19 protein-coding genes are annotated in these 22,419 nt (G+C 36.9%); 11 read left to right on the top strand and 8 right to left on the bottom strand.

The window, feature by feature from the left end; translation table 11 throughout:
- Window positions 1–61: 61 nt before the first annotated feature.
- From hutH to CQ046_RS20895, 3 genes are all read left to right on the top strand, one after another.
- The gene (gene hutH / locus CQ046_RS20905) at window positions 62–1,549 is read left to right on the top strand and encodes a histidine ammonia-lyase (protein ID WP_105704122.1); all 1,488 of its coding nucleotides are present in this window, start codon (window positions 62–64) and stop codon (window positions 1,547–1,549) included.
- A gap of 91 nt (window positions 1,550–1,640) precedes the next feature.
- Window positions 1,641–2,087 carry a GNAT family N-acetyltransferase gene (locus tag CQ046_RS20900; protein WP_105704121.1) on the top strand — a complete coding sequence of 149 codons (447 nt, stop codon included), beginning with the start codon at window positions 1,641–1,643 and terminating at the stop codon, window positions 2,085–2,087.
- A gap of 231 nt (window positions 2,088–2,318) precedes the next feature.
- Complete coding sequence (locus CQ046_RS20895) at window positions 2,319–3,800, top strand: S8 family peptidase (protein WP_105704120.1); 1,482 nt, start codon at window positions 2,319–2,321, stop codon at window positions 3,798–3,800.
- 81 nt (window positions 3,801–3,881) lie between these two features.
- On the opposite strand, the gene CQ046_RS20890 is transcribed toward CQ046_RS20895, so the two are convergent.
- From CQ046_RS20890 to CQ046_RS20880, 3 genes are all read right to left on the bottom strand, one after another.
- Window positions 3,882–5,045 carry a carboxypeptidase-like regulatory domain-containing protein gene (locus CQ046_RS20890; protein WP_105704119.1) on the bottom strand — a complete coding sequence of 388 codons (1,164 nt, stop codon included), beginning with the start codon at window positions 5,043–5,045 and terminating at the stop codon, window positions 3,882–3,884.
- 44 nt (window positions 5,046–5,089) lie between these two features.
- A complete protein-coding gene (gene ygiD / locus CQ046_RS20885) occupies window positions 5,090–5,917 on the bottom strand; it encodes a 4,5-DOPA dioxygenase extradiol (RefSeq protein ID WP_105704118.1) in 828 nt (275 codons plus the stop codon).
- 80 nt (window positions 5,918–5,997) lie between these two features.
- Complete coding sequence (locus CQ046_RS20880; protein WP_034693303.1) at window positions 5,998–6,510, bottom strand: YceI family protein; 513 nt, start codon at window positions 6,508–6,510, stop codon at window positions 5,998–6,000.
- Between the two features lie 338 nt (window positions 6,511–6,848).
- Between CQ046_RS20880 and CQ046_RS20875 the strand changes: the two genes are divergently transcribed.
- The 5 genes from CQ046_RS20875 to CQ046_RS20860 all read left to right on the top strand — a co-directional run bounded on the left by CQ046_RS20875 (window position 6,849) and on the right by CQ046_RS20860 (window position 12,898).
- On the top strand, window positions 6,849–8,987 hold the full coding sequence (locus CQ046_RS20875; RefSeq protein WP_105704134.1) for a S9 family peptidase: 2,139 nt from the start codon (window positions 6,849–6,851) through the stop codon (window positions 8,985–8,987).
- 228 nt (window positions 8,988–9,215) lie between these two features.
- Window positions 9,216–10,241, top strand: coding sequence for an LLM class flavin-dependent oxidoreductase (locus CQ046_RS20870; RefSeq protein ID WP_105704117.1), 1,026 nt, complete (start codon window positions 9,216–9,218; stop codon window positions 10,239–10,241).
- A gap of 153 nt (window positions 10,242–10,394) precedes the next feature.
- Window positions 10,395–10,622: a hypothetical protein gene (locus CQ046_RS23805; RefSeq protein WP_123906662.1), complete on the top strand. Its 228-nt coding sequence runs from the start codon at window positions 10,395–10,397 to the stop codon at window positions 10,620–10,622.
- Window positions 10,613–12,025 (top strand): inorganic phosphate transporter, encoded by a 1,413-nt coding sequence (locus CQ046_RS20865; RefSeq protein ID WP_105704133.1) that lies wholly within the window; start codon window positions 10,613–10,615, stop codon window positions 12,023–12,025. The genes CQ046_RS23805 and CQ046_RS20865 overlap by 10 nt, the downstream gene beginning before the upstream one ends.
- 45 nt (window positions 12,026–12,070) lie before the next feature.
- Window positions 12,071–12,898, top strand: a complete 828-nt coding sequence (locus CQ046_RS20860) for a universal stress protein (RefSeq protein WP_047377707.1) — start codon at window positions 12,071–12,073, stop codon at window positions 12,896–12,898.
- Window positions 12,899–12,946: 48 nt separating this feature from the next.
- On the opposite strand, the gene CQ046_RS20855 is transcribed toward CQ046_RS20860, so the two are convergent.
- Genes CQ046_RS20855 through CQ046_RS23730 form a run of 3 tightly spaced genes read right to left on the bottom strand, consistent with a single transcriptional unit; the run spans window position 12,947 to window position 17,386 of the window.
- Window positions 12,947–15,982: an AAA family ATPase gene (locus tag CQ046_RS20855; RefSeq protein WP_105704116.1), complete on the bottom strand. Its 3,036-nt coding sequence runs from the start codon at window positions 15,980–15,982 to the stop codon at window positions 12,947–12,949.
- 3 nt (window positions 15,983–15,985) lie between these two features.
- On the bottom strand, window positions 15,986–17,191 hold the full coding sequence (locus CQ046_RS20850; protein WP_105704115.1) for an exonuclease SbcCD subunit D: 1,206 nt from the start codon (window positions 17,189–17,191) through the stop codon (window positions 15,986–15,988).
- Between the two features lie 42 nt (window positions 17,192–17,233).
- Window positions 17,234–17,386: a hypothetical protein gene (locus CQ046_RS23730; protein WP_165790567.1), complete on the bottom strand. Its 153-nt coding sequence runs from the start codon at window positions 17,384–17,386 to the stop codon at window positions 17,234–17,236.
- A 122-nt stretch (window positions 17,387–17,508) separates the two neighbouring features.
- Here CQ046_RS23730 and CQ046_RS20845 point away from each other — a divergent pair, with 122 nt between their 5' ends.
- Window positions 17,509–17,757, top strand: coding sequence for a VF530 family DNA-binding protein (locus CQ046_RS20845; RefSeq protein WP_105704114.1), 249 nt, complete (start codon window positions 17,509–17,511; stop codon window positions 17,755–17,757).
- A 184-nt stretch (window positions 17,758–17,941) separates the two neighbouring features.
- Window positions 17,942–18,442 (top strand): peptidylprolyl isomerase, encoded by a 501-nt coding sequence (locus CQ046_RS20840; RefSeq protein ID WP_105704113.1) that lies wholly within the window; start codon window positions 17,942–17,944, stop codon window positions 18,440–18,442.
- A 210-nt stretch (window positions 18,443–18,652) separates the two neighbouring features.
- Here the strand turns inward: CQ046_RS20840 and CQ046_RS20835 are convergent, their stop codons facing one another.
- A complete protein-coding gene (locus tag CQ046_RS20835; protein WP_105704112.1) occupies window positions 18,653–19,030 on the bottom strand; it encodes a YchJ family protein in 378 nt (125 codons plus the stop codon).
- Between the two features lie 164 nt (window positions 19,031–19,194).
- Window positions 19,195–21,336, bottom strand: coding sequence for a M3 family metallopeptidase (locus CQ046_RS20830; RefSeq protein WP_105704111.1), 2,142 nt, complete (start codon window positions 21,334–21,336; stop codon window positions 19,195–19,197).
- 255 nt (window positions 21,337–21,591) lie between these two features.
- On the opposite strand from CQ046_RS20830, the gene CQ046_RS20825 reads away from it, so the two are divergent.
- The gene (locus CQ046_RS20825; RefSeq protein ID WP_105704110.1) at window positions 21,592–22,419 is read left to right on the top strand and encodes a GIN domain-containing protein; all 828 of its coding nucleotides are present in this window, start codon (window positions 21,592–21,594) and stop codon (window positions 22,417–22,419) included.

Raw genomic sequence — 22,419 nt, 5'->3', positions numbered from 1 at the left:
GATTGAAATTTAGTTTTTCCAATTATTGTTAAATGCGTAATTTTAAGAAAATTTTTTAGAAATGATATACGGAGTAGATGTTTTTACTTTCCATGATGTTCTGGAAATCTGTAAAAAGCCAAATAAAGCCAAGCTGAATAAAGCAGCAAAGGAACAAATTTTAAAATCTCAGAAAAACGTACAGAAAATAGTAGAGTCCGACAGATGTGTATATGGAATCAACACAGGATTTGGGCCGTTATGTGATACTAAAATATCGGCTGACGAGACCGCACAGTTACAATATAATCTGATTATTTCTCATGCAGTAGGTGTTGGAAAGCCCATTGATAAAGAGTTTTCCAAGATTATGATGATTGCTAAAGTTCATGCCCTTTCAAAAGGATTTTCAGGAGTTTCTCTGGAAGTTATTGAAAGAATGATTCTGATGCTGGAAAAAGACATCATCCCGGTAGTTCCTGAACAAGGATCTGTAGGAGCTTCAGGAGATCTTGCTCCATTAGCACATTTAGTATTGCCTTTGCTTGGTTTAGGACAGGTTTGGGAAGGAGGTCAGGTTTCAGAAACGTTGGATGTTCTGAAGAAACATGACCTTGAGCCATTAGCTTTAGGACCAAAAGAAGGATTGGGATTAATCAACGGAACTCAGTTTATCCTTGCTCACGCCATCAAAGGACTTGAAAAGTTTGAATACTTATTAGACCTTGCAGACATGACAGCTGCCATGAGTATCGAAGCATACAGAGGTTCTGAAAGTCCTTTCAAAAAAGAGCTTCACGAGATCAGACCTTTTGAAGGCAGTAAAAAAGTAGCGGCAAGAATGCTTAAGTTCCTGAAAGGGTCAGAAAATATGAAAGCTCACGAAGATTGTGAGAGAGTTCAGGATCCTTATTCCATGAGATGCGTCCCACAGGTTCACGGAGCCAGCAGAAATGCTTTTGAGCATCTTAAAGGAATGGCTGAAACAGAACTGAATTCTGTGACAGATAACCCGATTGTATTAAGTGCTGAAGAATCGATCTCAGGTGGAAATTTCCATGGACAGCTGATGGCATTGCCTTTAGACTATGCTACACTGGCAGCCGCAGAACTAGGAAATATTTCAGACAGAAGAAGCTATTTATTATTAGAAGGAAAATATGGACTTCCAAGATTATTGACGGAAAGCTCAGGATTGAATTCAGGATTTATGATTCCTCAGTATACTTCAGCTGCTTTGGTGACGGAGAATAAAACATTATGTTTCCCTGCATCAGCAGATTCCATTCCTACAAGTTTAGGTCAGGAAGACCATGTTTCTATGGGAAGTATTTCAGGAAGAAAATTCAATCAGGTTCTTGGAAATCTTGTGAATATTCTGTCTGTTGAGTTGATGTTTGCAGCTCAGGGACTGGAATTCAGAAGACCTGCAAAATGCTCTAAAGTGATTGAAGAAAACTTTACAATTATTCGTTCTAAAGTTGCCAAGCTTGAGGATGACAGACTGATCGGTAAAGATATGCTCGCAATTGCAGAATTGATTAATGAGAGAAAATTTATTGTCAACTAATCTAAAATAAACAAAGGCTTCCGAAAGGGAGCTTTTTTGTTTCCATAAATCTTTTAATCATTAAATTTTTGAATCTTTAAATCAAATAAAAATGCACATCCTCAGAACAAATTCCTCCAATACAGATTTTCAAAACCTTGTAAAATCCCTTGATGCCACTTTGTCTGAGCATAATGGAGAAAATGATGATTTCTTTGCACAGTTCAATACCATTGACACTATCAAAAACTGTATTATAGCTTATATAGATGATATGCCGGCAGCCTGTGGAGCCTTTAAACCGTTTTCAGAAGATACCGTAGAAATAAAAAGAATGTTTACCGATCCGGAATTCAGAAAGAAAGGATTAGGATCAGCCATTGTAAAAGAACTGGAAAGCTGGGCAGCAGAGTTGAATTTTAAAAAAGCAGTATTGGAAACCTCCAGGGACTTGAAAAGTGCGATCTCAGTATATGAAAGAAACGGATTTTCCAGAATTCCCAATTACGGACAGTACATTGGTGTAGAACAAAGTGTATGTTACGGAAAAGAATTATAGACTTTAAAACTAAAGAATAATTTTCTCAATTCATAAATATTACAACTGAAGCTGTGAAATTCCCCTCCTCTGGAGGGGTGGCGAAAATTCAAAGAATTTTTGTCGGGGTGGTAATAGCTATCTGTCTTCCAATATGTTAATTTAATATTCATGTAATGGTAAATTCATTTTTTTTAAGTTTTTAATTCCCGTTAAAGTGTTATATTGTGGCTCCAACCAAAATAATAACATATGAAAAAAACTGTATTCCTACTGGCAATATTTTTTGCTTTAAACTCGTGTTCCAGAGAAGAACTTCAGAACGAAAATGTAAAAACAGAAATGGCTCAGAAAGATCCACTGACTGCAAAACAGATCAATGAAAGGATCAATCAGGCTATTAAAACGGATGGCTCTTTCAACTGGAAGAATGAATCCGATCATTTTGTATGGAGTGCTATTTTCCGTGGAAACAAAATGGTATCTATCGGTTTTGGAGCTTCTAAAGATGATTTCGACAGGAGTAAATCTCCAAACAGCAGTGATATGGAAAAAGAAGTTCTTTCCGTCATCAGAAAATATGAAGAAAAAGATGAAAGAAATTTCCTTCTTCTTTCAGATCAATATCTTAATCAGATGGATGTTGTGATTGAAAAAGAAGAAACCATTGCTGCTCTTCGACAAATGAAAAACATCCGATACGTAGAGCCGGCAGACTATCATTATTTTGAATTTGAAGCTCAATATAATGCAGCTGCGAAATCTTCAGGAAGCGGTTCATCAGGATGTGGTTTTTCTTCAGCAACATTAAATGCTGCAGACTATACGTCTACAACACCAAGTGCAAAAATTCCATGGGCTTTTGCAAAACATAATATTCCTGATGCATGGAGCTATAGCACAGGTGCAGGTGTTACCATAGGACTTATTGATACAGGAGTTTCTCCTGAACAGACTTTATTGGGAGGAAGTTTTAATAATGGCGCTTCTTCAGGAAGAACCATCAGTAAATTCGGAGTGTATAATTCAGACGGATCTGGTGATCAGTGCGGGCACGGAACAAAAATGGCTTCTGTAATGGCCGCTCCGAGAAATAATGCTGGATTACCTGTAGGAGTAGCTTATAATGCCAATCTGATTGCCTACAGAGCAGCAGAAAATGTTGTATTGGAAACTTCCAGTGAGCAGACTGCTGTAAAAACAGCATTTACAGATCTGGGTAACAATACCAGTGTGAAGATCATCTCTATGTCGATGGGGCATATCTTCTCTGTTGGAAAAATAGAAGACGGTGTTAAATATGCTTATTCTAAAGGAAAACTGATTTTCTGTGCCGGAGGTACTTCTACGAGCTTTACCAATTTTGTAGGTGTAATTTTCCCTGCATCGATGTCAGAAACTCAAGCGATCACAGGAGTAAAAGAAAATACATCCAATCAGAAATGTGATGTTTGCCACTCAGGAAGCCAGATCGACTTTACTTTCCAGATGGAAAGACCTTCAGGAAACACCGTTCCTGTATTGAGTTATTACAACGGGCAAGCTGATTATGTAGGAGGTTCGTCAGTAGCCACTGCAGCTACAGCGGGAATTGCAGCTTTGGTTTGGGCTAAAAATCCGTCATGGACCAGAGAGCAGGTACTTAATAAAATGAGACAGTCTGCTACATACTATCCTAATGTAAATTCAAGCTACGGCTACGGAAACATCAATGTTCTGAAAGCGGTACAATAAATACTCATTTCATAAAAAATGAAAGGAAATATCTCAGCTGAGGTATTTCCTTTTTATTTTAAGATCAGAGCTGTTTCCTGTTTAATCTCCTAATTGATAATCAAGTGGAAGCATGTTCTCAATTTTATTTTTGTAAAAATCGCCTTCATTGATGAGCTGATCAGGAGTTGTAATATTGCCTTCCTTTGAAACTTCAAATGATTCCCCATCAGAATGCAGAAATGATGATAAAATATTACGGTTTGTTCTTTTGACAAATTCTTTTCCTTTGAGTTCGTAATAAAACTTCGGATAATTAACCTGAAGAATATCTTTAAATTCAATAAAAACCTGCCCGTTAGACCTTTTAACATAATCCGAATCAGGAATTTTTGTTTTTACAATAGCCAGCATATATGGGCTCTGAGCATTCTTTCTGCGGGAAATTTCTTGGATGTTTTCAGGAATCGTATTGAGGTCAGGCTTGGTTACGAGTTCCAGATAGTTTTTTAAAGTATTCAATTCTTCTTCTGAAGGATATTCCGGGTTGGGAATTCTCACCACCTGATTGACAATAAAACCCGCCTCAACAATTTTATTATCAAAGATACTTCTGAAAAAATGGAGGAGACTGCCTTCATAGGCATTCATACGGTTCAATTTTACCTTATCCGTATTTTTTGTTTCTTTAAAAAAACTGGTTCCGGTATAGTTGACCATTTGGGAATTGAAATCTGCGGAAAAAGTGATCAGATTATAATTGATTTCATAGCCCAGATTTTTATTTTCAATAATGAGTGTATTGGGAGCTTTTACTTTCAGAAGTTTGTTCTTCTTGTCATAAGAGAACTTTAAAGATCGTTGGTTTTTGATTTTCACTTCTTCCCGATTATAGCCTATAAATGTGTCCAGAAAATAATTGATGTAGTTCTGATAAGCTTCAGATGTATAAGGAACCAGCCTTATTTCCTCAATAGCATTGGTTTTGGTCAATACTACCTTTAAAGTCTTATTCACCACATCCGATAATCCAATTGTAAAAGTTTCATAGTTCTCTTTCTGAAAAACAAGATTCCCATATTTTTGGGTAGAAAGATTCAGGGTAAAAGTTCCGTCCTCTTTTGAAACGGTTCCTGTTTTGGTTCCGTCAAGATAAATGTTCACATCAGATATTCTGTGGCTGGTATCATCTACTACAGTTCCTTTTACCATTTGTGCGGAAAAAAGGGAAGTGGTAAGCAAAAAAAATAGTAATACTGTTTTCATGGTAAACAATATTACTAAACTTTTAGTGATAATAAAAGAAGAATTTATCCTATCCTTACGCTAGTCATACTCAATGATCCACCAATAAGCTCATCATTGAATAAAGTAAGTTCTTCAGATTGATCTTTCAGCCCTAACGTATACAATAAAGGCAGATAATGGTCAGGGGTAGGAACAGCATATTGTAAGAAAGTTCCCTGTTTCTGATAATCAATAATATTCTGAAAATTACCATCCAGAAGCCAGTTGTTGGTTTTTTCACGAGCTTCCACTGCCCAGTCCCAGCCGGCTCCCACCGTATTTATATTTTTCCAGTCGATGAGACGGAGATTATGCACAATATTTCCGCTTCCGATGATCAGGATACCTTTTTCGCGAAGCTTGTTCAACCTTTTGGCAAGGTCGTAATGATACTGTGGAGGTTTTGTATGATCAATGCTCAGCTGGATTACCGGAATATCTGCATCAGGATACATATGTTTGATCACTGACCATGCACCATGATCCAGCCCCCAGCTGTGATCTTCTTCCACCTCTACAGGAAGAAGTAATTCTGCGGTTTCTTTAGCAAGCTCCGGATTTCCCGGAGCAGGATACTGCACATCAAAAAGTGCTTTTGGAAAACCATAAAAATCATGAATTGTTTTGGGCATATCCATCGCCGTTACAAAAGTTCCGTCTGTATACCAATGGGCAGAAATACAAAGAATTGCATTGGGTTTTGGAATTTCAGTGGCTGCTTTTCTGAAACCCTGCACAAACTGATTCTCTTCAATGGCATTCATTGGAGAACCATGTCCAAGAAATAAAACGGGCATTCTCTGTGTGCTTTTAAAACCGTCGCTTATGTTTTGAAGATCGTTGAGGTTCATAAATATTGAAGATTATAAAAAAATAAAAGGTTCAAGGCTTTTAGAAAATCCCTGAACCTTTTGTAATATATGTTAATTTACTATGCCTGTTTTACAAACTGTAATTCACCAGCTACTTTTACATCATCACTCACCATTACACCTCCTGCTTCAAGAGCTGCATTCCAGTTTAATCCGAAATCTTTTCTGCTGATTTTTCCTTCAAAAGAGAAACCTGCTTTTGTATTTCCCCATGGGTCTACATTAATTCCTCCGAAGTCTACATCAAGCGTTACAGGTTTTGTAATTCCGTTGATGGTTAGATTTCCCACAATAGAGTTATTGAGTGCCTGAGATTCAAAAGTGATGGTAGGATGTACTTCAGCATTGAAGAACTCTGCAGACTTTAAGTGGTTATCTCTGTCTGTATTGTTTGTGAATACAGAATCCGTCTGGATAGTAGCGGTAGTTTTTGCATTTGCAAAAAATTCGTCTTCAGATTCAATTTCAGCGGTGAAAGTTCTGAAGCTTCCTTTTACGTTAGAGATCATCATGTGTTTTACTTTGAAAGTAATTTCACTATGCGTAGGGTCTAAAATCCATTTTGTTGCCATTGTATTTTGTATTTTTTGTTTGTTATTAATAATGCAAATTTAGGATAGAGCACCTATACAAGTCATTGATATAGGATAAGAAATGAGATTTTTTGTAAATCGTCAAATTTGCTTTGCAAGTGAATGGTGAATATTTATTGCTTTCCAAAAATCAAAAATTGACAAGTGCAGAGGATTGACCATTCACAATTCACCGCTCTAATCCCTTTAAAAATTCTACTATTAAGTTATGGAATAATTTCTTTTAGTGAATGAATTCCATTTTATGAATGTTTTAATTTAACATTTTTTAACGAATGGTTTTTATTTCTTATTTTTGGTGGATTCAATTTTATACAATGAAATTACATAAATTTTCTTTATTGATGCTGGTTTTAGGCAGTTCAGCATTTGCCCAGACCCAGAAGTTTACCATGGCGGAGGCTGTAAATGGAATGAGAACCAACCTTGCCGTGAAAAATATTTCCCAGTTTTCATGGGCTGCTGACGGAAAATCTTATATCCAGGCAGTAAAAGGCGGTTATCTGATTACAGATTTAAAAACCAACAAGCAGGATACGCTGATCTCGTTAAACCAACTGAACAGAAACCTTTCCAATGATAAGCTGAAAGCTGTTCCACCTATTAAATTTACAGGAAATTCCAATGGATATTTTACGACTGGTGGTAAAATGTCGTGGATTGAAAAATCAGGAAATGACTGGAAAGTAAAAAGCACAGCTGCCATTGATCAGGATGCTGCAAACGTGAAAATGTTTGGTGATGGTCAGACTTTTGCTTTCACAACAAAGAATAATTTATTTGTCAACAGAAACGGGAAAACCATTGCTGTAACCAACGAAACTAATGAAAATATCATCAGCGGGCAGGCCGTTCACAGAAATGAATTCGGAATTGATACAGGTATTTTCCCTGCTCCGAACTCTGAAAGTGTAGCTTTCTATAAAATGGATCAGAGCATGGTAGCAGATTACCCAATCATCGACTGGTCTGTAACGCCTGCTGTCAATCACAATATCAAATACCCAATGGCTGGTCAGACTTCTCACCAGGTGACATTAGGGGTTTTCAATATTAAAACCCAAGCTACTACTTTCTTAAAAGTAGAAGGTGAAAAAGATCAGTATCTGACGGCCGTTACATGGAGCCCGGATTCAAAATACATTTTTGTAGGGGTACTGAACAGAGGTCAGAATCATATGAAAATGAATCAGTATGATGCTGCTACAGGAGAATTGGTAAAAACTTTATTTGAAGAAACAGACAGTAAATATGTGGAGCCACAGCATCCACTTACTTTCTTCCCGAATTCTAACACAGACTTCATCTGGCAGAGCCAGAGAACAGGATATAATCATTTGTTCCACTACAGTCTTGAAAAAGGATTGGTAGCACAGATTACAAAAGGGGATTGGCTGGTAACTGATATTTTAGGATTCAATGAAAAGAAAAAGGAAATCTATTTTACTTCAACAAAAGAAACGCCTTTAGAAAGACATTTATACAGAATCAACTGGACGAATTTCAAGATGCAAAGGCTGGACAATGAAGAAGGAATGCACATCGGAACATTGAGCAGTGACGGAAACTATCTGTATGATGCTTACAGCAATGCCAATTCACCGAGAGTTGCCAATATTATCAATACTTCCAATTTAAAATCTACGAATATCCTTACTTCTGAAAATCCATTAAAAAATTATCAGAGACCGGAAATTAAAAATGTAACATTAAAGGCTGACGACGGAACTCCTTTGTACGGAAAGATCATTCTTCCAACCAATTTTGATCCGAATAAAAAATATCCAACCATTGTTTATCTGTACAACGGGCCGCACTTGCAGCTGATCACAAATACTTTCCCGGCTTCAGGAAATCTTTGGTATGAATATATGGCTCAGAAGGGGTATATCATTTTCACAATGGACGGAAGAGGTTCTTCTAACCGTGGACTAAAATTTGAGCAGGCTGTATTCAGAAACCTGGGAACTACAGAAATGAATGACCAGATGAAAGGAGTAGAGTACTTAAAGTCTCTTCCTTATGTAGATGGAGAAAAAATGGGAATCCATGGATGGAGCTTCGGAGGATTTATGACGACAAGTTTCATGCTTCGTAAGCCGGATGTATTCAAAGTAGGAGTCGCAGGAGGACCAGTAATCGACTGGAGCATGTATGAAATCATGTATGGAGAAAGATATATGGACACTCCTCAGGAAAACCCTCAGGGATATGCTGCTGCAAACCTTTTGGATAAAGTTCAGAACCTTAAGGGAAAATTACTGATGATCCATGGAGCGCAGGATGATGTAGTAGTATGGCAGCATTCTATTAAATTTATCAAATCTGCAGTTGATAACGGAGTTCAGTTGGATTACTTTACATATCCGGGACATCCGCATAATGTGATTGGGAAAGACAGAGTTCATCTGATGCAGAAAATCACAGATTATTTTGATTTGTATCTGAAGAAATAATAATACAATCCAGCCTAAAACAAGGCTGGATTTTTTTTTGAACATTACCTTAACCTTATTGTATTATACTAAATTTAGATTGCTTCGCTTTGCTCTCAATGACAATACCACGTTATTAGTGGAAGATTAGTGTTATTTGTGTTTAAAAAATACAACTTTTCGATCTTAACAAACATCAATGTTTTTGATATTTCATAGTGGTATTTTTGTATCACTAAAATCAACAATATGGAATTAGGAATAGGAATGTTCGGGGATTTGGCTTTAGACCAATCTACCGGAAAATATAGAGATGCAGGAATTAAGATCCGTGAAATATTGGATCAGGTAAAATTAATGGATGAGGTGGGAATTGATGTTTTCGCAATGGGAGAACATCACCGTCCGGACTATGCGGTTTCCTCACCGGAGATCGTTTTGGCTGCGGCAGCAAGTATTACAAAAAATATAAAACTGGCCAGTGGAGTTACTGTTTTAAGTTCTTCAGAGCCGGTAAAAGTATATGAAGATTTTTCTACGCTGGATCTTATTTCAGACGGTAGGGCAGAGATCTTCGTGGGACGCGGAAGTTTCATAGAGTCATTTCCGTTGTATGGTTATTCATTGAATGATTATGAACAGCTATTTGACGAAAAATTAGAATTATTACTGAAAATCAATTCTGAAGAAAATGTAAGCTGGTCAGGGAAACTTCGTGCTCCAATGGAAAATCAAACCGTTTATCCAAGAGCAAAAAATGACGGAAAACTTTCAATCTGGAGAGCCGTTGGAGGAACTCCACAGTCTGTTCTGAGTGCTGCACAGCTTGGAATGCCTTTAGTGGTGGCTATCATTGGAGGAATGCCTATCCAGTTTAGAAATCTGATCGAATTTTATAAACAGGAATACCAAAAAGCGGGACATGATGTTTCGAAAATGCAGATTGCGGTTCACTCCCATACATTTGTAAGTGATGATCAGAAAGTGGTGGATGGATATTTTCATAACTATAAATCTCAGATGGACAGAATTGGGTCTTCCAGAGGATGGGCGCCTTACACAAAAGCACAGTATGAGGGAGGAAGAAGCAAAGATGGAGCATTATTTATCGGAAGTCCGGCAGAAGTAGCAGACAAAATTGCTTATATGAAAGAAATTTTTGGAATCACCAGATTTATCGGACACATGGATGTGGGAGATCCTGCACATGATGTGATGATGAAATCTATTGAGCTATTCGGAAAAGAAGTAAAGCCTGCTGTACAAGGATTATAACAGGAACGTTTACAGATATGACAAGGAGACCAGAAAAGGTCTCCTTTTTTATTTTCTTATTTTTTAAATATAATAAACAGTTAATCATTTATTAACATCGTAATCTTTTAAACTTCATTTCTTTACAGTGATGAAACAAAGCGATAGCTATTAATGATTGACCTGTCTATGATCCACATGATACAAAATCTGTATTATACTGGTAACGAACAGTTTCCTCCTACTTCTATTTCACTAAGCAGGTCGTTTGGATGTTCCAAAGTCTATTATTATTCAGGATGTCTTCCTCATTATACCTTTCTGATGGTTTCATTTTTCAACATTCTGGACGCTCTGTTGATCCAGTTATTCCAAAATCTAAACAAAAAACCATGCTTTTAAATAATATCCTATTTTTTTCAGTGGATCCGGATCTCAGTACAGGCCTTGTCATTATTTTCATCCTGTGCCTGGTAGCCGTTGTGGCTTTTGAGTTTGTAAACGGTTTTCATGATACAGCCAATGCTGTGGCTACCATAATTTATACCAAAGCCCTTAAACCTGTTATTGCAATTCCGTGGTCCGGTTTCTGGAATTTTCTGGGAGTTTTTACTGGAGGAATTGCCGTAGCGATGGGAATCTTAAAACTGGTTCCTATGGATACGCTCATAACGCTGCCAATTGCTGTGGGAGCCTCTTTGGTTTTGGCTGTTCTACTGGCTTCAATCATCTGGAATCTGGGAACCTGGTATTTTGGAATACCGTGCTCCAGTTCCCATACTCTGATTGGGGCTTTGATTGGTGCCGGGTTAGGATTTACCTGGTATTATGGAGGCGGCGTGAACTGGCATAAAGCTGAAGAAATTGGGATGTCACTCATTTTATCCCCTATCGTAGGATTTTGTTTAGCTGTTCTGTTGATGTGGTTCTTTAAATATATAATCCGTTATAAGGCACTTTTTCATATTCCGGAAGGAGCCAATGACAAACCTCCTTTTGCTATAAGAGCCATTTTAGTAACAACCTGTACTCTAGTAAGCTTTTTTCACGGTAGTAATGACGGACAAAAAGGAGTAGGGCTTTTTATGCTGATTCTGATTGCTTTCATGCCTGCCCAATTTGCAATTAATCATGATATTCCTAATGATAAGATTATTTCCATCCTAAATACAACAGAACATACATTACAGGCTGCCGCTGCCCAAAATACTCAGAATACAGCAGAATTTAAGACATTGAATCTGGCTGTTGAAAATGTAAAAGAGAATCTAATCCATAAAAATGAAAAAGACAAAGCGGCTACCTACAGATTTAGAAAACAGGTAGACAACCTTGTTGATTCTCTGAAAAAACTGAACGAAAATAAAGCCATAGCTATTGACGAATCCAGCAGAGCAATACTTAGCAGTCAGATTTCTGAACTTAAAAAATTAACCGAATTTGCTCCTCTATGGGTCATTATTATTATCTCCGTATCTCTCGGGTTGGGAACTACGATAGGCTGGAAAAGAATTGCAGTAACCATTGGTGAAAAAATAGGAAATGAACATTTGAATTATGCACAGGGTGCCTCCAGCGAAATTGTTGCAGCATCTACTATCGGTATCAGTACATTTCTGGGATTGCCGGTAAGTACCACGCACGTTTTGTCAAGTGGTATAGCAGGTTCTATGGTGGCTTCCGGTGGTAAAAGTAACCTTAATCCGGCTACATTAAAAAGTATTGGTCTTGCCTGGGTGCTTACTTTACCGGTATCTATTGTATTATCTTTACTGTTATTTATATGTTTCCATCTTTTTATTTAGTGGCAGATTTTTTAGTTCAGTGATTATTATTAAAACCGAAAAAAAATGAAACAAATATTAGTTGCCTCAGACTTTTCAAACAACGCAGGTAATGCGTTGTTGTATGCTCTGTCCCTCGCTAAAACCTTAAAGATGAAAGTAACAGTGCTGAATGCCATTCATCCTACGGAAGGGATTAATAATAGTACATACAACGCTATTTTTATTGAAGATTACTATGCAAGAAAAAGATCTGCTCTGAAAGAATGGACAGAAACCTTCTGTAATAACAGCGAATATAAAGATATTCCGGTTAAAACCGTTTGTGATGTTGGCTTTTTAAGAAATGTCATTACAAAATACATCGAATATAATGATGTATCGTTTTTAGTAATGGGAATGACGGGCGCTACGGGCATTAAAGGAATTATAGGAAGCAATGCCAGTTTAGCCATTAGCAAAATGCGGATTCCGACATTAATTGTTCCTGCGGAAAGTATACTTCATCCAACACCTGTTATCACGCTGGCTGCTGATTATAAAACCACAAAACTATCCGTAAGGGATGTAAAGGCATTGAACCAGATCCTTAAAGTTTCTGATCCTAAAAAGCTGGAAGTACTTCATATATCGGACAAAGATACAGCTGCTAGAACCATAGAACATGGAGAAAAGAAATTAAAAGATCAGCTTTCCTCTGTGGAAATCACCTTTCATTACGTTGAGGATGATAAACCATCAAGCGGAATTATTGATTTCATAGAAACCAATAAAACAGATATTTTATGTCTGGTAAAACACAATCATAATATTATTTACCGATTATTCTCCGGTAGTACTGTAGACGAGATCCTGAACAAATCTGTGAAGGCTGTATTGATTCTTCATGCATAAATTTTCAAGCCAGCCTTCGTTGAATGTCTTTTGAAGTTTAAAGATTAATTATACAATTTCAATCAGGCTTCCTCTTTCCTCGTCTTTAATGATATTGAGAGATGTAGGGATTTTCTCTTTCAGCTCTTCAACGTGAGAGATAATTCCTACAATCCTGTTTTCTTTCATCAGATTGGTGAGGGTTTCAAATACGATATTCACAGATTCTGTATCCTGAGTTCCGAAACCTTCATCAATAAAGAAAAAGTTCTTATCTGCCTGTGCATTGGCCTGAACACTTTCTGCCAGAGCTAAAGCAAGACTCAACGAGACCTGAAATGCCTGTCCTCCAGAAAGCGTTTTTACACTTCTGCTTTTTCCTTCGTTGAGATAATCAATGATTTCGAAATCGTTATTTTCATTAAGCTGAAGACTCAGCTGATTTCTTGTCATGCGGTGAAAGCGTAGATTGGCATGATCACAAAGCTGTCTCAGATAAATAGACGAAACATATTGTACAAAACCTGCTCCTTTAAACAGATTTGTCATGATTTTTAAATTTTCCGAACGTTTCTGAAGCTTTGCCAGTTCTTTTAAAAGGCTTTCTTTTTTTACAAATTCCTTTTCTAATCGATCTATTTCAGCGGTTTTAGTCACTACAGAATCACTGATTTTTTTCTGCTCATTTTGCGCTTCAACAAATTGCTGTTCAGCTAGAGAAAACTGTTCGTTATCGAATGAAAGACCTTTCAGTTTTAATTCCAGTTCTCCGATGAATTTCTTTAAAGCTTCAAATTCAACTTTGAAATGCTGAACTTTCGCTCTTACTAATTCAACGCTGATTTCCTGAAGTAAAATATCCTCAACCTCTTTGAACTCTTTGAAATTTTGATCTGCCAAAGCTTTGACGATAGCTTCTTCGTTACCGGAAATTTCCTTCTCCAGTTCTGCAATCTGCTTTTCAGATTGGCTGACGATCGCTTTTTGTTCTGCTAATTTCGGTGAAAGAATTTTTTCCTGCTCTAATGCTTTTTGGTAACTTTCCTCAGTTTCTTTGTTGGATTGTACCAGTTTTTGATAGGTTTCTTCAATCTCAGTTTTTTCTTTTTGAGCATAAAGATTCCAATCCAGAATTTTAAGACCGGAACGGCTGATATTGATCTGTTCCTGCTTCGAAACTTCTTCCAGACGAAAAGCTTCTAAAGCGCTCTTATACTTTTCCAGAGTTTTGGTTTCTCTGTCCAGATTTTCCCTTTCCAGAGTGATATTCCGCTCCGTTTCTTCAATCTTTTTTTCCAACGTAAAAGACTCCGAGCGTTTTTTTTCAAATTCTTCTTCCCGATCAGGAGAGAATGGTTTCCATGTGAAATTCAGAATATGTTTTTCAATGTTTTCCTGAATCTGGAGGACAATTTTCTGTTCCGAAAGAAGCTGTTCCTCGAATATTTTTTTTCGATCCAGAATTTTATCAATTTCTGCTTCCTGCTTTTGAATAGCAGCCGTTTTTTGTTCTACAGAAGTTATTTTTTCCTGAATTTCCAACAGTTCAGCATTCACATCATGGAATTCTACAATATGCGGATGTTCTTTAGAACCACAAAGAGGGCAGTTTTCACCGTCATGAAGCTCACTGGCAAAACGGGATAGCTCTTTTTGTATTTTGAGATGATCCAGCTTTTGAGAAAGTTCCTTTTTTTGAATTTCTAAGGTTTCTTTTCTGATTCTGAATTCTTCTTTATAATTTTCGGTGTAATGAAAAGGTTTTAGCTCTTCTGTAATTTCCCCGATTTGTTTTTGATGTTTCTCAATCTTTTCGGTTTGTTCCTGCAGTGATTTTTTAAAATTCTTTTGTTGAATAAACCAGTTGCCTACTTCAGAAAGCAGAGCAGAATCAAGTTTTTGTTCCTTTAAGACTTTAATCTGTGCAGAAAGTTCATCAATGTTCTTTTGAATCTTCTCTTTGTGAAGATCAACTTCTTTTACTTTCTCAGAACCTTTCTGCGTTCTTTCATTCAGAATTTTAACTTCTTCCGAAAACTTCATGATTTGAATGATGAGGTTCAAATCGTTTTCCTGGATTCTGGATTGCTCCAAAGCTTTAAACTGTGGCTCAAGAGCTGTAAGTTGTTCTTTTATAAGATTAAAAGCTTTTTCAGTTTCCTGCCAGATTTTGATCTGCTGTTCTTTCTCATTTCGTTTGTCCGAAATCTCTTTTGAAAGTTTATTTTTTTCAATAATTAAAGGATTGAAAAGTCTGAAAGTTCGGTCATATAATTCCGCCTGTGCTTCGAGAGCATCCATTTGAGGCTTTTCTTCGGAAAGTTGATTGAATTTTTCTTTATTCTGCTGTAAACCGTCGAAGTCACTTTTTAAGTTTTTCAGCTGTTGATACGTCTGGGAAATCTTTTCCAGTTTTTCATTGGATTCAGAAAGAAGTTTCTGTTCTTCTGTTAGTTGCTCTTTCTGAATATTGATTTTCTCTTCATTGATTTCTTCAAAACCTTTGAGTTGTCCTTCCAGCTGATCCAGTTCTGATCTGTTTTTTACATTAAGCGCAGAAACATTGTTCTGAAGGTCAAATTTTTGAAGATAAAAGATCTCCTTCATCATATTCGTTCTTTCTGCAGCACCCAATTCAAGGAATTCTTTAAACTGTCCCTGCGGAATAATGATGGTTCTTTTGAAGTTGGAATAGCTTAACCCAATAATCGCTTCTGCATTGGAATGATCCAAAGGAATCCATTTTCCATTGATGTTCTCATAAAAAGTAACCGCATTAGGTTTTACCTCTTCGAATTTTTTTGAATTTCGCTTAAAATCACGGGTGGCACGGAACAATTTATTCTCATAATTCACAAAATCAAATTCTATATAAGAACTGTTTGATTTTAAATTCATCATATTGTAAGCCCTCTTATCACGCATGTTAAGACGCTCCGTTTCTCCATATAAAGCAAACGAAATCGCCTCAAGAACAGAAGATTTTCCGGAACCCACGGCTCCAAAAATTCCGAAAAGACCAGCTTCGGTAAGATTTCGGAAATCAATCGTCTGACGTTCCTGATAGGAATAAAGTCCTTCTATAGTTAATTGAACAGGGATCATGGCTTATGCATTTAAAATTTCGTTAAACAAATTCATCAGTTCTTCATTGGCTTCCTGCCCGCCGTTTTTAGATTTAAAATAATCTTTGAATAAAATATCAATATCCTGGCTCAAATTGATCTCATGTTTTTGGTCTTCTGCCAATTCCATATTCCTTACTTTGGGAATAAGGTGAACAATTCCGCTATGGGACTGATAAATTAATCTTCTTTCGTCTGCCGTTAAAAACGTCTCACTTTCCAGCGTAAGCTCAATAAACGTATTGGGATTTTCACCCAGCCATTGAACAGTATCTTCGATGGAAGTAAATGTTTTTCTGACTAAAGTTCTTCCGCTTTTAAGTATTTTTTTCTCGTAAGAAACTGTTTTTCCCGGCTCTGCATCAATAATAGAAACATACTTTTTCTGCCCAGCTTCACTGAAACTGTAACAAAGGGGAGAAGATGAATAAATAACGGGTTTTTCCTTTGTTCCGATATTTTGAAAAGCATGAAGGTGACCGAGTGCTGTATACTGAATCTGGTCAGGAATACTGTCTGAAAAAATCAAATCTGCATTTCCGATTTTAATGGGTTTTTCTCCTTCTGGTTCTTCCAGCATTTCTGCACCTCTTTTATTCATATACAAATGAGCGGTCAGAAGATTCACACCGGAATCATCACAAAACTGATCAGCAAGATTTTTCCATGTCTGAAAAAGAACCTTGTTGATTTCTTCCTCTTTATTTTCACCAAAATATTCCTTTAGACGGATCTCATTCGCGAAAGGGGTGTGAAGAATTCTTACAGGAAAGTTGATCCCATCAATTTTCAGTTCTATAAAACCCTCTTTGGAGTTGGTAATATTAAAGTATTCTGTACCGAAAGGTGTGATCTCAGCTTTAGGATGACCTATTAAAATGATTCCACATTCCCTTGCCAAAGGATCAGGAGCATTGATTAGATTGGGAGAATCGTGATTACCGGAAATAGCAATTACCGGACGTTTACCATTCAATGATAAACGTTTTAATGTTTTATAAAAAAGTTCAGCAGCCTCTACACTTGGATTAAAATTATCAAAAAGATCACCGGCAACAAGAATAAGATCTGCATGTTCTTCATCAGCAATGCTTATGATTTCTTCCATTACCAAAACCTGCTCTTCCAGTCGTGAAAAGCGGTCCAGTCTTTTTCCCAAATGCCAGTCGGCTGTATGCAGAATTTTCATAAATTTATTATTGTTTAAAGTAAGTTGAATAATAAACCATTTTTATGGTTGATTATCAGATTTTTTTGCTTTGAAGTCTTCCAGAATTTGTTTTAAACGTGTTTTCCTTTCTGCCTCAGCATTTTGTATTTTACGCTTTTTCTGGTCAATTTGCTTTTTATTTTTTTTCCTGTTCGCATCGTTATTTTTGCTCATATCTTTGTACAGAATAATTTTTATGGGTGAGAAATAGCTTCTTCAAAAATAAGAAACAAAAAGAGAAGAAGTGTGGTGGATTTCCGTATAAACTTATAATAAATTAATTTTGTAAAAAAAAGATGGAACAACAGTCCAAAGATCCTTTACATGGAAAAAGACTGGATGCTATCCTTGAAGAGCTTGTAGAATACTATGAAGGCTTCGAAAGGCTTGGCGAACAGATCAATATAAAATGTTTTACAGATAACCCAAGCATCAACTCTTCTCTGAAGTTTCTAAGAAAAACACCCTGGGCAAGAACAAAAGTAGAAAGTCTCTATCTCTTTATGTTGAGACAGAAAAAAAGAGAAGAGGGTAGAAAAAAATAAAAACTGGAAATTCCTGAACTTATAATGGAGTTTATTATAAAGTAAAAAGAAGATCTATTTTTTCTCTATGCCTTTCATAACTTCCTTCTTCCATTCCCCAGCTTCCAGGCTCATTGAATCATTTCAAAAAATAGTATATTTGTAACATTAATCGTGAAACGAAATCACGAAAAAAAGAAAAAATATGACAATCGAAAACAATCACGTTGTAGCTGTAAAGTATATACTTCACACAATCGAACCAGATGGAAGTAAGATTCTTGTAGAAGAAACAACAGCAGAAAATCCGCTTACATTTTTGTATGGTATGGGAATGATGATTCCTAAATTTGAAGAAAATATCCTGGGATTAAAAGCTGGAGATAAAGCTGCTTTTACAATTCAGCCTGAAGAAGCTTACGGTGAAAGACAACCGGATGCTATCGCACAATTACCAGTGGAAATGTTTAAAGAATCAGGGCTTCCTCCAGTAGGAGCTATTTTGCCTTTGTCTGATAATCAAGGAAACAATTTCCAGGCTTTTGTAGTGGAAATTACTCCTGAAGTTGTAGTAGCAGACCTTAACCACCCAATGGCAGGTAAAGTATTAGACTTCCAGGTTGAAGTTTTAAATACTCGTCCGGCAACAGAAGAGGAATTGTCACATGGACATGCTCACGGAATTGACGGAAACGAAGCTCACTAAAAATAAAAAATGTCCGTTTTTTTGGACATTTTTGAATAAAAAATAAGCCACGGAAATTCCGTGGCTTATTTTTATTTGATAAAGTTGCAATAGGTATTGAATGCTTGGCATTCCCCTCCAGTGGAGGGGCGTCAAAAATTCTTTGAATTTTTGACGGGGTGGTTCTATGTGCAAAGCATTACTCTACATCATACTTCCTGCATCTATTTACTAATCCAAAAACTCCCCTGAAACATAATACCAGCGTTCATGCATTTTCTGAAAAACAGACAACTCATGATGAACCTGCGGATGGCCGTCCTGGTCTGTATAATACGCCTTAAATTCCACATGAGTTAAAGTGGGAGTCCTGATGATTTCCAGTTTTGTCCATTGATTGATTTCTCCCCATTCCTGAAGATCTTTCTTGTTGTGGTGTTTTCTTTTTCCCGGAAGGGTAGTCTCCATCAGATATTCACCATTAGGAATGGCAAAAGCAGAGAACCTTGAACGCATCAGAGCCTCAGCCGTAGGAGCATGTTTTTCTCCGGTATGATAAGGTTTGCAGCATTCTTCGTAGGATTTTCCAGAACAGCACGGACAGTTCATATAGTGTATTTTAATTTTTGAACTGCAAAAATAATGAATCTCATTAGAAACGTATAATCCTGAGCGGAGACGAAGGAAGCCCATTCAAAATAAACAAAAATATTTATCGGCTTTAGCCAAACATAAAAAAGAAGCACTCTAATTAAAGAGTGCTTCCCATTGATTTATTTAATAAAACCTCTGTTTCTTAATAAAGGTTTGATATCCGGGTCATGTCCTGTAAAGTCTCTGAATGCCTGATTAAGGTCTACAGAATTTCCTACGGAAAGAATATATTTTCTGAAACGGTCACCATTTTCTCTGGTTAGCCCTCCATTTTTACTGATCCATTCCCATGCATCGTTATCTAATGTTTCAGACCATAAATAGGCATAGTATCCTGCAGAATATCCACCTCCCCAGATATGGGCAAAATAAGGCGTGTGATATCTTGGCGGAACCGTTGCCAAATTAAATCCATGGCTGGCTAAAGACTGCTTTTCAAAATCCAGAACAGGAATAAACTGACTGTCATTGCTTACTGTATGCCAATCCATATCCAGTTCGGCAGCAGAAACCAATTCAGTCGTCATATATCCCTGATTGAAAGTTGATGCCTTTTTGATTTTATCGACCAAAGCCTGGGGAATAGGCTGTTTTGTTTCATAATGTACAGCATAATTTTTCAGAACAACAGGATCTAAAGCCCAGTGCTCATTGATCTGAGATGGGAATTCCACAAAGTCTCTCGGTACATTCGTTCCTGAAAGAGAAGGATATTTCTGGCTGGCAAACATCCCGTGAATAGAGTGACCAAATTCATGGAAGATGGTTGAAACATCATCATAACTGATTAATGAAGGTTTCCCTGGAGCTGGTTTCTGATAATTGTAGCAGTTAACGATAACAGGTTTTGTTCCCAATAAGTATGACTGCTCAACAAAATTACTCATCCATGCTCCACCATTTTTAGAATCTCTGGTATAGAAATCCAGGTAATAGATTGCAATAGATTTTCCATCATGATCAAAAACTTCATACGTTACGACATCCGGATGGTAAACAGGAAGATCTGTTCTCTTTTTGAAAGTCAGCCCGTAGAATTTTTCAGCAGCGAAGAAAACTCCTTTCTCCAGAACCGTTGTGATTTCAAAATAAGGCTTTATTTGGCTCTCATCAAGATCAAACTTAGCTTTTCTTACCTGCTCAGCATAGAAATTCCAGTCCCAAGGCTCTACCTTGAAACCTCCTTTCTGCTGATCAATAAGGTCCTGAATATCTTTTGCTTCACGTCCCGCTGTTTCCACTGCCGGAGTTGCAATCTGATTCATTAGTTTAGTAGCTGCTTCAGGTGTTTTTGCCATTTGATCCTGAAGTTTCCATTCAGCAAAATTTTTCTTACCTAAAATCTGAGCTTTCTTCAATCTTAGTTTAGCCAGTTGCTCGATCGTTGATCTTGTATCGTTGGCATCTCCTTTTTCAGCTCTGGTCCATGAAGCTTTGAATAGCTTTTCTCTGGTAGCTCTGTTTTTTAAGTTTTGAAGAAGAGGCTGTTGTGTCGTGTTTTGTAAAGCCAGAAGATATTTTCCTGGTTGTCCTGCAGTTTTAGCATCAGATGCAGCAGCAGCAATTTCATCCGCAGAAAGTCCGTCCAGCTCTTTAGCATCAGAGAAAAATACCCCTCCCTGCTTTCTTGCTTCCAATAATTTGTTGGAATATTGGGTAGAAAGAGAAGCCAGTTCCTGATTAAGTTGCTTTAATTTTTCTTTATCGGCTGCAGAAAGGTTAGCTCCTGCAATTTCAAAATTCTGCTTATAATATTGTACAAGTCTTTTGCTTTCAGAATCAAGACCGTCTTCTTTGATGGATTGTATTCTTTTATAAAGATTTTCATTCAGGTACAGTTTATCAGAATGTGCAGCAAAAATAGGTGCATATTCTTCATCCAAAGCCTGCAAAGTAGGGTTGGTATTTGCGCTTGTAAGATTAGAGAAAACAATTTGTGCTCTTCTCAATACTTCACCACTTTTTTCCAATGCAACGATTGTATTTTCAAAAGTGGGGGCGGCCGGATTGTTGGCAATTTTTATAATTTCAGCTTCATGCTGCTTTAAACCATACTCAAAAGCAGGTTTGAAATGTTCGTTTTTGATTTTGTCGAACTCCGGAGCTTCATACTGAAGCTTGCTTTTCTTCATAAAAGGATTTGAAGATAAAGAGGGGTCAGGTGCAGGAAGCTCCTGTTGAATATCGGTCTGTTTCATTGTAGTACAAGATTGATTGAACGCCAAGGCAGAAATTAATAATACCGATGAAATATTCTTCATAAATATAGTTGTTATTAAAGCATAAAGATATTAAAAACTTGCATCATAGAATCTATTTTGGGAGATGTATTTATTGAAACTCTATAGGGAATGTTTTATAATGAATAAGATAAGTGTCTTAGACCCAGAAAGTATTTTTGAAAAATCGATATGGCAGGCCATTGCAGTATTTTTAAATGTAATGTAATATTTTTTATAAATTAGTTGTTATTTAATTAAAGAAATCAACAAAAAGAATTAACAAAAGAAATAAGCATGAAAACAAGGACTTTATTTATTTTTTCAGCCTTAGCGGCATTAGTCTCATGTAATGATAAACATGAGAACAGAAACAGAGATAGAGAGGGTGACAGAAGTAATTGGGTAGAAAAAGTAGTAAGCAAAGAAAGCGGCCCGATACAGCATAAAGAATTTAACGGAGATTTTGATGAAATTCAGGTTTCTCAGGCTATTGAAGCTGAAATTATAAAATCTGAAACAGAAAAAGTAGAAATATCAGCTCCTCAAAGCATTATCAATGAGATTCTTGTAGACAATGACGGCGGAAAGCTGCACATTCATTATAAACCAGGAATCAGAGTGATGAACATCAGCAAAGTGACAGCAAAAATTTATACGAAGGATTTTAATAAACTTCAAGCCGATTCAGCAGCGAGAATTATTATAAAAGATAAATTTACTCAGGAGAAAACAGATATCGAAGCATCAAGTGCAGGCAGTATTTCCGGAGATCTTGAAGCTAATGATATGGATATCAATATAAGCAGCAGCAGCAGCTTCGATGGTAAAATATGGGCTGTAAACCTTGGTATTGAAGCCTCATCAGGATCAACGCTTGATATTTCAGGAAAAGCGAAAAAGGCAGATGTGAGTGCGTCTTCAGGAAGCAGTGTTTCAGCTAAAGGAGTTATTGCGGATAATGTAGAAGCAGATGCCTCCAGTGGAGCAAGTATTCAAATCAGTGCTGTTTCCAGCGTCAACGCAGGAGCTTCATCTGGCGGAAGTGTGGATATCTCGAAAAAAGGAGAACTTAAGAATGTGAGCAAAGAAGAAAGCAGCGGTGGAAGCGTAAACATCCAATAA

Source organism: Chryseobacterium sp. MYb7 (assembly GCF_002979455.1).
GTDB lineage: Bacteria > Bacteroidota > Bacteroidia > Flavobacteriales > Weeksellaceae > Chryseobacterium.
This window is presented reverse-complemented; position numbering and strand designations above follow the sequence as displayed.